13 protein-coding genes are annotated in these 12246 nt (G+C 61.0%); 1 reads left to right on the top strand and 12 read right to left on the bottom strand.

Going from position 1 to position 12246, the window contains the following annotated elements; all coding sequences use genetic code 11:
* Positions 1-47: 47 nt before the first annotated feature.
* The 3 genes from G5149_RS06435 to G5149_RS06445 form a co-directional block, all read right to left on the bottom strand.
* On the bottom strand, positions 48-1712 hold the full coding sequence (locus tag G5149_RS06435; protein WP_005333638.1) for an AMP-binding protein: 1665 nt from the start codon (positions 1710-1712) through the stop codon (positions 48-50).
* Positions 1713-1810: 98 nt separating this feature from the next.
* Positions 1811-2089 (bottom strand): YfcL family protein, encoded by a 279-nt coding sequence (locus G5149_RS06440; protein ID WP_139740389.1) that lies wholly within the window; start codon positions 2087-2089, stop codon positions 1811-1813.
* 99 nt (positions 2090-2188) lie between these two features.
* The gene (locus G5149_RS06445) at positions 2189-3304 is read right to left on the bottom strand and encodes an ATP-NAD kinase family protein (RefSeq protein WP_421212110.1); all 1116 of its coding nucleotides are present in this window, start codon (positions 3302-3304) and stop codon (positions 2189-2191) included.
* A gap of 120 nt (positions 3305-3424) precedes the next feature.
* On the opposite strand from G5149_RS06445, the gene G5149_RS06450 reads away from it, so the two are divergent.
* Positions 3425-4153 (top strand): TerC family protein, encoded by a 729-nt coding sequence (locus tag G5149_RS06450; protein WP_421212112.1) that lies wholly within the window; start codon positions 3425-3427, stop codon positions 4151-4153.
* Positions 4154-4225: 72 nt separating this feature from the next.
* Here the strand turns inward: G5149_RS06450 and G5149_RS06455 are convergent, their stop codons facing one another.
* The 9 genes from G5149_RS06455 to G5149_RS06495 form a co-directional block, all read right to left on the bottom strand.
* Positions 4226-4714 carry an OmpA family protein gene (locus G5149_RS06455; protein ID WP_421212114.1) on the bottom strand — a complete coding sequence of 163 codons (489 nt, stop codon included), beginning with the start codon at positions 4712-4714 and terminating at the stop codon, positions 4226-4228.
* A 25-nt stretch (positions 4715-4739) separates the two neighbouring features.
* Positions 4740-5981, bottom strand: coding sequence for a diguanylate cyclase domain-containing protein (locus G5149_RS06460; protein ID WP_421212116.1), 1242 nt, complete (start codon positions 5979-5981; stop codon positions 4740-4742).
* Positions 5978-6535, bottom strand: coding sequence for a YfiR family protein (locus G5149_RS06465; RefSeq protein WP_421212117.1), 558 nt, complete (start codon positions 6533-6535; stop codon positions 5978-5980). Before G5149_RS06465 ends, G5149_RS06460 begins: the two co-directional genes overlap by 4 nt.
* A 188-nt stretch (positions 6536-6723) precedes the next feature.
* On the bottom strand, positions 6724-8271 hold the full coding sequence (gene tyrR / locus G5149_RS06470; RefSeq protein WP_005333656.1) for a transcriptional regulator TyrR: 1548 nt from the start codon (positions 8269-8271) through the stop codon (positions 6724-6726).
* A gap of 148 nt (positions 8272-8419) precedes the next feature.
* Entirely contained in the window at positions 8420-8518 is a 99-nt protein-coding gene (locus G5149_RS06475; RefSeq protein WP_270905441.1) for a 4a-hydroxytetrahydrobiopterin dehydratase, read from the bottom strand.
* Between the two features lie 50 nt (positions 8519-8568).
* Entirely contained in the window at positions 8569-8907 is a 339-nt protein-coding gene (locus G5149_RS06480) for a 4a-hydroxytetrahydrobiopterin dehydratase (RefSeq protein WP_216978931.1), read from the bottom strand.
* Positions 8908-8981: 74 nt separating this feature from the next.
* Positions 8982-9776, bottom strand: coding sequence for a phenylalanine 4-monooxygenase (phhA, locus tag G5149_RS06485; protein WP_421212118.1), 795 nt, complete (start codon positions 9774-9776; stop codon positions 8982-8984).
* A gap of 152 nt (positions 9777-9928) precedes the next feature.
* A complete protein-coding gene (locus G5149_RS06490) occupies positions 9929-11359 on the bottom strand; it encodes a gamma-aminobutyraldehyde dehydrogenase (RefSeq protein ID WP_421212119.1) in 1431 nt (476 codons plus the stop codon).
* 29 nt (positions 11360-11388) lie between these two features.
* Positions 11389-12216, bottom strand: a complete 828-nt coding sequence (locus G5149_RS06495) for an ABC transporter permease (protein WP_216978933.1) — start codon at positions 12214-12216, stop codon at positions 11389-11391.
* Positions 12217-12246 lie beyond the last annotated feature (30 nt).

Consider the following 12246-nt stretch of genomic DNA (forward strand, 5'->3'; position numbering starts at 1 on the left):
GCCCATCAAGGGCCGTTGTTGTTTGTTGCGCTATGGAAAGACGGGAGTTACTCCTCCCACACCACCACCTGGGATGAGGGCCAGCGATCCCCGACCTGGGCGTACTTTTGCTCCAGCAGGTGACGCTTGATCTTCATGGTGGGAGTCAGCACACCGTTTTCGATATTCCAGGGAGTCTTCACTACCAGAATGCCGCGAATTTTGGCATGAGATTCCAGCTGATCGTTGACCCGTACCCGCGCCGCTTCCAGTCTGGCGTTGACCTCCTCCCGATTGCCCTTCATGGCGCTCTCGGCCAGTTGCACCAGCGCAATGGGCTGGGGCATGCCGTAGCCAATCACGCAGAGCTGTTCGATAATGGGCTCCTGCCCCAGCAGTCCCTCGATGGGCACCGGCGCCACATACTTGCCCTTGGCGGTCTTGAACACATCCTTCATCCGGCCGGTGATGGTGAGATAACCCTCCTTGTCCAGCTTGCCCATGTCGCCGGTGTGGAGCCACCCCTCGGCATCGATGGCCTCGGCGCTGTGCTCAGGATCCTTGTAGTAACCCAGCATCATCCCTTCGCAGCGGCAGAGGATCTCCCCCTCGTCAGAGATCTTGATGGTCACCCCGATCCCCGCCTTGCCGACGGTGCCGATCTTGTCGGCGCGGAATGGGTAGTTGATGGTGGAGTAGGCGTGGTTCTCGGTCATGCCCCAGGCTTCCGTCACCTTGAGGCCGATGCTCAGATACCACTCAAGCAGCGCAGGGGAGACAGGCGCGGAGCCGCAGCCGAGTACCCGGGCCTGATCCAGCCCCAGCCCCTTTTGCAGCTTGCGTTTGATGAGGCCGGAGATAAGCGGGATCTTGAGCAGCAACGCCAGTTTGTTCTGGGGCAGCTTCTCGTGGATCTTGATGCGGAACATGGCCCACAGCCGTGGCACCGAGATAAAGACGGTGGGACGGCAGCGTTTGACATCTTCGATAAAGGTGTCGAGGGATTCGGGAAAGGCGATGGTAGCGCCGCCATAGAGGCTGCCGCCGTAGATGTAGACCCGCTCGGTAATGTGGGCCAGCGGCAGGTAGGAGAAGCCCCTATCGGCCTGGCTCAGGCTCACCGTCTCAACCAGCTTCTCACACGACCAGGCGTAGCGCTCGACGCTCAGCATGGCACCTTTCGGCTTGCCGGTGCTGCCGGAGGTGTAGACCAGACTCAGCAGGGAGTCAGGGGCCTGCACCGGGCTGTCAGGGATCGGCTCATGCGCCTCCAGCAGATCGTCCCACTGGTGGCTGGCTGGCATGGTGTCATAGGGGAAGGCGATGCGCAGCAGATCGGCGGGTACGCCCGCCTCCTGACTCTTCCAGTCATCCAGCTTGCCGACGAAGATCGCCTTGGCCTCGCTATGGCGCAGCACATATTCGATGGTATCGACGTTGGCAGTCGGGTAGATGGGCACGCTCACATACTGCCCCATCTGCATCGCCAGATCGGCGATAAACCACTGGGCGCAGTTCTTGGAGAGCAGCGCCACCTTGTCACCGGCCACCAGACCGAGGTGACGCAAGGCCGTCACCATCCGCCGCGCTTCATCGGCCACTTCACCCCAGGTGAAATCGACATATTCGCGGTTGATGGTTTGACGCAGGTAGGTTCGATCAGGACACTGCCGCTCCCAGTGATAGAGCATCTCGAGCGGCAGTTTATTGGCAATGCGTGAGGAGGAGGCCATAGTTTAATCCCTGAAACAAAAGGCGAAACTTATTATTAACCTTTCACTAACTTCAGGGGAAGAATAAACTCAAACTTCAGTTTGAATTGTGTATCCGATCAAGCTTCTGCGTCTTGTTGCAAACGAATCCACATTGCCTGCACCAGTTTCTCATCCTCTTCCGAGAGCTCACCTTGCAAGATCGCCTCGTTGAGGCTGCGCAGCACATAGCTCTTGACGTCCCGCACCAGGGTCTTGCCTTCCAGCTCGGCCCGGGCAACGGCCAATGAGATATGACCTCGCAGGTAACCCCCCGCAAACAGCTCATCATCGGTCGCGGTGGCAACCATGCTGTCGATCAGTCCCAACAACTTGTGCTCAAAATCGTGAATCGTCATGTAACGCAGCCTCATTTGCGGCAAAAAATTCGGGGGTATGGAACCGCAATCCGGTTGATTGCAGCTCTCTGGCGCCAGGCCAGCAGCGTCCTTGGCGTCCTATTCCGGGTTGGCCACCGGGTAGATGACCTGATCCTTGTATCCCGTGGTTATTCGCAGATAACCGCGCAACGCCCGGTTTAATTGCGGATCATCGGTATCCACCAGCAGTGGCCTGCCCGCAAGGGCGGCAAGCTTGGCTTTGGTTGCCAGCACCTGGATATTCTCCAGCCCGACACACCGAATCACCTCAGGACTCAATTGCTGATTTCCGCGCCCGAACAGATGTCCCTGTCCGCCGATCAGGGTAATGATCAGTCGGCAGCGACGGCCGCGGATCCGGGTCAGGATCTCGGCGGCGCAGAGATCCTGCCCGATAAGTCGGCCATTTTCCACCAGATCCACACCGAGCAAAGTATTTTCCAGACCGAGCTCTGCCATACAGGCTGCCACCGTGCTGCCGGAGCCCATCAGATAGAGGGTATCGGGCTCCATCTGCTCCACCACACCGGCGGCGAGATCCGCCAGCACCAGCTCTTCGGACTCCTTGCCCCCCTGTTTTACCGCCTGTACATAACGCAGATCACCGGGCACCTTCAGCTGGCCGTAGTGGCGGGCCCGCACCTTGCCCGCGCGAAACGCCTCCTCGTCGATGTCGCGCACCTCGGCATCGATCAAGCTGAGCAGTTCCCCTGCGATCATCCGCGCCACCACCCGCCCGCTGGCAGCGGGCGTCACCCCGTAGACGCCGGAGTGGATCTTGCACCCCGCGGGAATGCCGAGCACATGGCAGGACTCCCCCACCGCGGCGCAGATATCCCGCGCCGTGCCATCGCCACCGGCAAACAGCAGCAGATCGACCCCGGCTTCGCGCATCAGCCCGGCAGCATGGCGGGTGTCATCGGCCGAGGTGCTCTCCCCGGCCGGTTGATAGATCACCCGACAGGGCAACCCCAGCTCGCGGGCCACCGCCTCCCCCATCTCTCCCGCTACCGTCAGCAGTTCAAACGGGACGCTCAGCTCGCACAGTGGCAACAAGGCTTGCCGCGCCCGCTCCTGCGCCTTGGGCACAGCGCCACGGGCCAGCGCCTCGGCAACCACGCCGTCACTCCCCTTGAGCCCCACTGCGCCGCCAATCCCGGCGACCGGATTAATGATGAACCCTAATCGAAACATGCCTGCCTCCCTTGCGATGGCCACCATTTTTATCTTTTCCCCCCTCTGGGACAAGCAGTGGCGCCCCTGCTAGAATGCGCTGCTTCAATTTTCCAACCAATTTTCAACCAAGGTTCAATCATGCTGGAATGGGTTCTTGATCCCTCTGCCTGGGTCGCACTCGCCACCCTTACCCTGCTCGAGATCGTGCTGGGCATCGACAACATCATCTTTATCTCCATCCTGGTCGGTCGCCTGCCGGAGGCGCAGCGTCAAAAAGCGCGCATTCTGGGTCTGGGGCTCGCCATGGGTACCCGGATCCTGCTGCTGCTCTCGCTGGCCTGGGTGATGCGCCTCACCGATCCGCTCTTCACCGTGCTGGGTGAAGCCATCTCCGGCCGCGATCTGATCCTACTGCTGGGGGGCCTGTTCCTCATCGGCAAGAGTGCCCACGAGATCCACGTCACCCTGGAAGGGGCGGCCGAGCCGGAAAGCGTCAGCAAAGCGGCCTCGGGCTTTATCAGCACCCTGATCCAGATCGCCATCCTCGATATCGTGTTCAGCCTCGACTCGGTGATCACCGCGGTCGGCATGGCCGATCACGTGCCGGTGATGGTGCTGGCCATCATGATCGCCGTCTTCATCATGATGTTTGCCGCCAAATCCATCGGTGATTTCGTCGATGCCCACCCCACCATCAAGATGCTGGCCCTCTCCTTCCTCACCCTGGTGGGTTTCGCCCTGATGGCCGAGGGGATGGACCTGCATATTCCGAAGGGCTACATCTACTTCGCCATGGCCTTCTCGCTGGTGGTGGAGATGATCAACATCCGCCTGCGCAAGCACAGCGAGGCCGACACAGGAAAGTAGTGTCGCCGGATCAAAAAGAGCGCCTCTCGGGGCGCTCTTTTGCTATGCACACGGCGTACTGCCGGGTAGAAATCACTGGTTGGCAATCACAATGGCAACCCGGCGGTTTTCTGCTCGTCCGGCGGCGCTCTTGTTGTCCGCCACCGGGGCCGTCTCACCACGGCCACGGATCTCAAGATTGGCGGGCTTCATCCCCACCGAGATCAGCACATCGGCCACCGATTGAGCCCGTTTCAGAGAGAGCTGCTGGTTATAGCTGCTCTCGCCGGTATTGTCGGTATGGCCGTCAACCCTCGCCTTGTCGAGCCCGACCCCAAGCAGGGCCTTGCCCAGTTTTTCCACTATCTGCCGGGTCTGCGGATTGAGTTCACCCACATTGTTGGCAAACAGCACCCGGTTGGCCAGATCCAGTGTCCAGCCCTCATCGGTCAGATAGAAACCTTGCTCCTTCAATACTGCCAGCTGTTCCGGGGTCAACCCCCTGGGGGTGCTCTGACAACCCGCCAGCAGAGAGAACAACAGGCCCAGCACGACAGCCTTGATGGAGAGGGATAGTTTCATTGTTATGACTCCTTTACACCTTGACTCACGCCGATTTGGCGGCCTCAACCTCCTCACGGCGTGTACGTTTTGCCAAATACATGGCTTTGTCTGCCAGCTCGCACAGCTCGCTGGCGCGGGTCCCGGGTTGATGGATGGCAAAACCGATGCTGATCCCTGCCACCAGTTGCTGTCCATCCCGCAATACCACAGGATCACTCATCGCCTGCTGAATGCGGTCGATCACCTCTTCCACATCCTGCCCCAGATGCACAGGTGTCAGCAGTATGGCGAACTCATCCCCCCCCAGCCGGCAAACCAGATCTCCGGGGCGCAGCTGATGCTCTACCCGCCGGGAGAGGGTCACCAGCACATCGTCACCGGCGTTGTGCCCCAGGGTGTCGTTAATCTGTTTGAAACGATCGCAATCGAGATAAAGCAGGGCGAACGGGGCCCCCCCCTCGCTTACCTCGCCAATGGCATGCTCGAGGCGAGCTTCGAATAACGCCCGGTTGGGCAACCCGGTCAACGCATCATGGGTCGCCTGGTGGAGCAGACTGGCGTTCTCCCGCGCCTGATGAGCCTGCCAGGCTTGCAGCTCATCCAGCAGGGCGTTGAAATCCTCTCCCAGTTCATTGAGCTCGACGATATCGGCCGGTGGCGCCCGCATCCCCAGAGTGCGTTGTCGACGCACCGAGTGGGCGACCTGTGCCAGTTGTCGCAGTGGCGAGGTGATCGCGACCTGCATCCGCCCGGCGACATAGAAGGCGCCCATCACACTCAACACCAGGCAAATCACCATCACCAGCAGCACCGAGAGCAAGAACAGCAACAGATACTCGCCATGACCGCGCAGCTCTATGGTGGCAATCTGATCACCTCCCCGCAGCATGGGATAGGTGACCGGCCCCGGTAACAGCAGGCGGGCAAGATAATCTTCGACTGTGGCTAGTGGATTGCTGACGGGACGAACCCATTTAGCGAGCTGTTGACCATTGGCCAGCACGATACTGGCTTCGGCCACCTCCTCATGGGCGACAATACCGCCAAGCGCCTCGCTCGCTGCCTCTTCATCGTGGAACACCACCGCCGCCTCGGCGCTGTAGCTGATTGCGCGGGCCACCAGCTCCAGATTGTGATCGGCGTAGAAGCGTACTACCAGCAAGGCAATCAGAGTAAAAAAGAGTCCCGCCACGCTGACGGCCGTGATGGCGGCCACCAGATGGGTTCGCCCCAAGCTCTGACGCAGGGTCGGAAGACGGGGATCCGCGCTGACCTGTCGCCTCATGGGACCCCCTTATCGGCACGGGCCAGCTTGAGCACAGCGGGATGTACTCGTACGCCGCTCAGGGCCAGGGCATCGAGGTTCACTTTAAACCGCACTCGCACACTCTGTGGCTCGGTCTGCAGACAGAACACCGAGCTGGTGGAACAGTCGTGGTTGTATTCGCTGATGCTGAGCACTGAATGACCCTGCAAGCGCGCAAACAACGCAATCCGGGTCGGCTCGTCGACGACGCCGAGATAGAGCACATCGCAATTATCACTGATGGCCGGATCACTCGCGTCGTAACGATTGACCTGCACGGCACGGCCATTGGCCTGACGATCGATGGTAAAGAGGGCTCCGGCATACTCCGTTGGCGCCGCCACACACAGGCGCAGCACCGCAGGCTCGGTGGGCCAGCGAGTGTAACTCAGGATATCGAGCACCAACTCTCTGACCGCCGTCGCCCGGCTCTCTGCGGCCGTTTCCGCCAGCGCGTGAGGCAACAGCAGACCAAACCCTAACAGCAAGGGCGCCAGGAGAGCGGCGAAACGGGGAGAAAAGAGTAACAGCATGATCGGGAAATGGCCGCCTTGACAACACCGCTGCAGTGGCATAGCGGTTCGGGTACATGTATCCAGATAGTAAGTTGGTGGACACTGGCCTGACAAGTCTCCCGAAGCCCTCCCGCCCGGAAGCCGTGTAAAGAAAACAGAGAGCCCGTCTGGTGACGGGCTCTCTGTTGGCTAGCATCCGGAACAACTTACTTCTTGCTGATGCCATATTCCCGCAGCTTGTTGGCGATGGCGGTATGCGACACGCCCAGGCGTTTGGCCAACTGACGGGTCGACGGGAAGGCGGGATAGAGCCGGGCCAGCAGCTGGCTCTCGAAGCGCTTCACCGCATCGTCGAGATTCCCCTCAAACCACTCGTCGATCAGCGGCATGGTATCGGCCGCCACCGGCAGGTCGATCTGCTCGGGCCCCAGCTCATCCCCTTCCAGCAGTGTCATGGCGCGGTAGAGACAGTTGCGCAGCTGACGCACGTTGCCCGGCCAGCGGTAGGCGGTCAGGTAGTCGGCCATGTTGCGGGTAAAGCGCGGACGGGGTCGCTGCAACTCGCTGGCAAAGCGGGAGACAAACTGCTGGGCCAGCACCATGATGTCTGCCTTGCGCTCGCGCAGGGGTGGCAGCGCCAGACTGAGCACGTTGAGGCGATAGTAGAGATCCTCGCGGAAGGTTCCTTCGTGCACCAGATCCAGCAACTGCTTCTGGGTGGTGCAGATGAAACGCACGTTGACCTTCACCTCCTGCTCGTCACCGACCCGGCGGAATACCCCATCCTGCAACACCCGCAAAAACTTGGTCTGCAGATGGGGAGACATGTCGCCGATCTCGTCTAGCATCAGGGTGCCGCCGCTCGCCAGCTCCAGCACGCCGCGCTTGCCCTCGGTGTTGTTGCCAAAGGCACCGGGGGCATAACCAAACAGCTCGCTCTCGGCCACGTTATCGGGCATGGCAGCGCAGTTGAGGGCCATAAAGGGGTGGCTGGAGCGCAGGCTGGCCCCGTGACAGGCACGGGCCAGCAGCTCCTTGCCGGTACCGGTCTCACCGACAATCAACAGCGGCGCGTCCTGCATCGCCAGTTTGCGCGCTTGCGACAGCACCTCTTTCATCTTGGGGCTCTCAGCCTGCAGATGCTCGAAGCCCCCCACTTCCACCGCATGAAGCGCGCTGAAGTGCAGGCCGACCCGACGGGCAGATTTGAGCACCACCACGGCCCCAGCCAGCGCCTGCTTGCCGCGGGCTTCTGCCACGAACAGCGGCATCAGATCTGCCAGATACTCTTCGCCATTGAAACTGAGCTTGCAGGTCTGTGGCTTGATCTCGCTCGCCTCCAGCCAGCGGGTGAAGGAGAAGCCCTTGACCAGCGAACCGAGCGCCACGCCGCGCACCTCCTCCACCGGCAAGCCGAGGGTGGTGAGGGCCGACTGGTTGGCCTGGGTCACCTTGCCCTTGCTGTCGAGGGAGAAGACCAGGTCCGGCAGCGCCTTGAGCAGCGCCTCGATCTCGTGATGCTCTCGCTCGGAAGGCATGTAGGGGATGGTCTTGACGTCGTAGACGCCGGGAATGCGGCGGATCTCCGGCATCAGGTGCTGAAAATCACTGAACTCCAGCTCGGGAAAGTTGAGATAGATGATGCCTGAGGTATCGATTTCGATGCCGCGCAGATCGATATTGTGCTCCACCAGGCGGTCGAGCAGTTCCCGGGTCAGGCCCAGGCGGTCTTCACAGCTGACTTCAAGACGCATTCGGGACACACTTCCTAGCTAACTCTATGAATGAGCGGATAATACAGTCTCGATCCCCCCAGTGCGAGCGCCAGCCCATAAAAATGCGGGCCCGCCCCGCTTTCGCAGGCAGGCCCGGGTCAACCGATGACGCTGGTGTGGGGTGCGATTACCGGAGCAACTGATCGGTGCGCGCCGCCATGATGAAGTCGTTGCGATGCAAGCCGCCGATCTTATGCATCCACCAGCTGACGGTCACCTCCCCCATTCGGTCAGAAATGCAGGAAGGGGGATACTCCGCCTCAACCTGTTCTCAGATTATCTGGGCAATTGGTCTGTACGCGCAGCCATGATGAAGTCGTTGCGATGCAAACCGCCGATCTTGTGGGTCCACCAGCTGACGGTCACCTTGCCCCACTCGGTCAGGATGGCCGGATGATGGAACTCTGCCTCCGCCAGCTCGCCCAGGCGGTTGGTAAACGCCAGCGCCTCCTTGAAGTTGCGAAACGTAAATTCCCGCCGCAGTTGCAGCGCCCCCCCCTCCACCAGCGGCTGCCAGTCGGGAATAAGCTGCATCAGCTCACGCAGCTCCTCATCGCTCACCTTGGGGGCATCGGCGCGACACGCTTCACACTGTTGGCTGGCCAGTTCGGACATGGGTTACTCCTGCTTGAATTAATGAAAAATTAATGAAAAATTAATGAAAATGAAATAGGGTTGTTTGCTTTTGGTCAGCTCGCCTGTTTGCCAGCGGGAACCTCAAAACGTGGCGGATAGAGGCCAAGACGACTGGCCTCGGCCAGAGCAGCCATGATCTCCTCCCCAGTCAGTTGGTAGAGATGCTCGAGACTCGGCAGCACAAAATAGGTGGGCTGCATGATGTCGATGCGATACGGGGTGCGCAGCACGGTCAACAGATCGAAAGGTTGCAGCAGCGGCTGGCCGGAGAGGGCATAGGCGGTCTCGCCGATGGAGGAGAGAATGCCGCCACCGTAGATACGCAGCCCGTCAGGCGTGGCCAGCAGGCCAAACTCCACGGTGAACCAGTAGAGCCGCGCCAGAAAAACCCGCTGCTCCTTGCTCGCCTGCTGCCCCAACTGACCGTATAGGTGGGTGAAGTGGGCAAAGGCCGGATTAGTCAGCATGGCGCAGTGGCCAAAGATCTCGTGAAAGATATCGGGCTCTTGCAGGTAGTCGAGCTCGTCCCGGCGCCGGATAAAGGTCGCTACCGGAAACTGGCGGTTGGCCAGCAGGGCGAAGAAGCGATCGAACGAGATAAGCGCAGGCACCGCCGCCACCGACCAGCCGGTCGCAGGCTGCAAGACGGCGTTGATCTCGGCCAGCTGGGGGATGCGCTCACGGGGCAGCCCCAGTCTGTCGAGACCGGCCAGATACTCGTCACACCCCTTGCCATCGAGAGCGGCGAACTGACGTTCGATCAGGACCTGCCAGGTACCATGCTCCTCGTTGCTGTAGTGGATCACCCCGTCAGCATCCGGCTGGTGGGCGGTGTAAAAGGTTGCCATAGCGGTTCCATCCTCTGGCGCCACATCAGGCGCCTTGCCGTTTCATCACGGTTTCACTGTAACGAAATGGCAACAAAAAAAGCAGCCGACCCATGAGCCGGCTGCCGGGAACAGTTGTAAATAAATTGTGACAACCCGCTAACCAGTCCCCACTACAGCTTGACCATGATATGGCGCGGCACCGTGTAATCCTCCAGCGCATAGAGGGAGAGATCCTTGCCGTAGCCCGACATCTTCATGCCGCCGTGGGGCATCTCGGAGGTGAGCATGAAGTGGGTGTTGATCCAGGTGCAGCCATATTGCAGGTGGCTGGCCACCTTGCTGGCGAGGCTCAGATCTTTGGTCCAGACCGACGAGGCGAGGCCATAGTCCGAGTCGTTGGCCCACTGCACCACCTGCTCGGCATCATTGAAACGGGTCACCGACACCACAGGGCCAAACACCTCGCGGCGCACGATCTCATCCTCCTGACGGGCCCCGACAATCAGGGTCGGCTCGAAGAAGAAGCCGTTGCCTGGGCGGATCTTGCCCCCCGCTGTCACCTCCACATGGCCGCTGCTCTGGGCCCGCTCGACAAAGCTGGCGACCCGGTTGCGCTGTCTGTCGGAGATGAGCGGCCCCATCTCCACCCCCTCCTCGTACTGGCTGCCCACCTTGATGGAGGCCACCGCCTCGGTCATGGCGGCGACGAACTTGTCGTAGATTTTGCCCTGGGCATAGATACGGCAGGCGGCGGTGCAATCTTGCCCTGCATTGTAGAAACCGAAGGTGCGAATACCCGCCACCACCGCCTCCAGATCCGCATCGTCGAAGATGATCACCGGCGCCTTGCCCCCTAGTTCAAGGTGGGTGCGCTTCATGGTACGGGCGGCGCTTTGCAGGATCTTCTGGCCGGTGGCGATATCGCCGGTGAGCGACACCATCCGCACCAGCGGGTGCTCCACCAGCGGCGCCCCCACACTCTCGCCCCGCCCGCAGATGACGTTGATGATGCCGCGCGGGAAGATCTCGCTGGCCAGCTCGGCAAGGCGCAGGGCGGTGAGCGGGGTCTGCTCGGAGGGTTTGAGCACCACCGTATTGCCCGCCGCCAGCACCGGCGCCATCTTCCAGGCCGCCATCATCAACGGGTAGTTCCAGGGGGCGATACTGCCTACCACCCCGACGGGATCGCGGCGGATCATGCTGGTGTGTCCCTCGATATACTCCCCCGCCAGCGGCCCTTGCAGGCAACGGGCCGCCCCGGCAAAGAAGCGGAAGCAGTCCACCACTGCGGGCAGCTCGTCATTGAGCACTGCCAAATAGGGTTTGCCGCAGTTGAGGGATTCGAGCGCTGCGAACTCCTCGGCGTGACGCTCGATGAGATCCGCAAGCCGCAGCAGCAGGTTGCTGCGGCTTGCCGGGGTGGTGCGGCTCCACTGGGCGAAGGCGCGCTGGGCACCGTTCACCGCCCGGTTCACCTGTTCGAACGAGGCTTCGGGCACGGCGGTGATCTGTTCGCCGTTGGCCGGGTTGAGAATGGGTTCGGCCTGCCCCTCGCCGGTCACAAACTGGCCATCAATCAAGAGTTGGGTAGAGAGTTTCATGGTTGCATCCTTGCGCACGCGTTGAGTCATCATTTGCCACTGCCAGCGACATCGTGGGTGTCGCGAGTGAGGTAGTAGGCAAGCAAAATAGGGATAGTGGTGAAGGCCACTATGATGAGGGCCACCACGTTGGTGACCGGCCTGTCTCGGGGGCGGATCAGCTCCTGATACATCCAGATGGGCAGGGTGGTCTGCTGGCCCGCAGTGAAGGTAGTGACGATCACTTCATCAAAGCTCAGGGCAAAGGCCAGCATGCCCCCCGCCAGCAGCGCCGTGGCCAGATTGGGCAGGATCACGTAGCGCAGGGTCTGAAAACCATCGGCCCCGAGATCCATCGACGCTTCGATCAGCGACTGGTTGGTGCGGCGAAAACGGGCCAGCGCATTGTTGTAAACCACCACCACACAGAAGGTGGCGTGGCCGATGACGATGGTCCAGAAGCTGAACGGGATCTCCATCAACCCGTAGGCCGAGCGCAGCGCAATGCCGGTGACAATGCCGGGCAGCGCGATGGGCAGCACCAGCAAGAGCGACACCACCTCCTGACCGAAGAAGCGGCTGCGGGCAATGGCCCCTGCCGCCAGAGTGCCGAGCACCATGGCCGCCAGCGTCGCCAGCCCCGCTACCTCCAGCGACAGCTGGATGGCACGCCATACATCGGGGCGATTGAGGGTCACCTCGAACCACTTGAGGGTGAGCCCGGGGGGCGGAAACTGGTAACTCTTGCTCTCGCTGGTGAAGGCGTAGAGGAAGATAAACAGAATGGGAAAGTGCAGGAACAAGAGCCCACCGATGGCGGCGTACTTGAGCAGGCCCGAAGGGCGCTCTCCCTGACTGCTCACTGAGCTAGCTGACATGACGGCCTCCTTGCTGCCGGTTCAAAGCGA

The organism is Aeromonas sp. 600479 (genome assembly GCF_049175515.1).
Taxonomy (GTDB): domain Bacteria; phylum Pseudomonadota; class Gammaproteobacteria; order Enterobacterales; family Aeromonadaceae; genus Aeromonas; species Aeromonas veronii_A.

Excerpts from the sequence above, each read along its gene's own strand:
- G5149_RS06435 (WP_005333638.1), bottom strand. The coding sequence starts at position 1,712 with ATGGCCTCCTCCTCACGCATTGCCAATAAACTGCCGCTCGAGATGCTC.
- G5149_RS06440 (WP_139740389.1), bottom strand. The coding sequence starts at position 2,089 with ATGACGATTCACGATTTTGAGCACAAGTTGTTGGGACTGATCGACAGC.
- G5149_RS06445 (WP_421212110.1), bottom strand. The coding sequence starts at position 3,304 with ATGTTTCGATTAGGGTTCATCATTAATCCGGTCGCCGGGATTGGCGGC.
- G5149_RS06450 (WP_421212112.1), top strand. The coding sequence starts at position 3,425 with ATGCTGGAATGGGTTCTTGATCCCTCTGCCTGGGTCGCACTCGCCACC.
- G5149_RS06455 (WP_421212114.1), bottom strand. The coding sequence starts at position 4,714 with ATGAAACTATCCCTCTCCATCAAGGCTGTCGTGCTGGGCCTGTTGTTC.
- G5149_RS06460 (WP_421212116.1), bottom strand. The coding sequence starts at position 5,981 with ATGAGGCGACAGGTCAGCGCGGATCCCCGTCTTCCGACCCTGCGTCAG.
- G5149_RS06465 (WP_421212117.1), bottom strand. The coding sequence starts at position 6,535 with ATGCTGTTACTCTTTTCTCCCCGTTTCGCCGCTCTCCTGGCGCCCTTG.
- tyrR (WP_005333656.1), bottom strand. The coding sequence starts at position 8,271 with ATGCGTCTTGAAGTCAGCTGTGAAGACCGCCTGGGCCTGACCCGGGAA.
- G5149_RS06475 (WP_270905441.1), bottom strand. The coding sequence starts at position 8,518 with ATGGGGGAGGTGACCGTCAGCTGGTGGATGCATAAGATCGGCGGCTTG.
- G5149_RS06480 (WP_216978931.1), bottom strand. The coding sequence starts at position 8,907 with ATGTCCGAACTGGCCAGCCAACAGTGTGAAGCGTGTCGCGCCGATGCC.
- phhA (WP_421212118.1), bottom strand. The coding sequence starts at position 9,776 with ATGGCAACCTTTTACACCGCCCACCAGCCGGATGCTGACGGGGTGATC.
- G5149_RS06490 (WP_421212119.1), bottom strand. The coding sequence starts at position 11,359 with ATGAAACTCTCTACCCAACTCTTGATTGATGGCCAGTTTGTGACCGGC.
- G5149_RS06495 (WP_216978933.1), bottom strand. The coding sequence starts at position 12,216 with ATGTCAGCTAGCTCAGTGAGCAGTCAGGGAGAGCGCCCTTCGGGCCTG.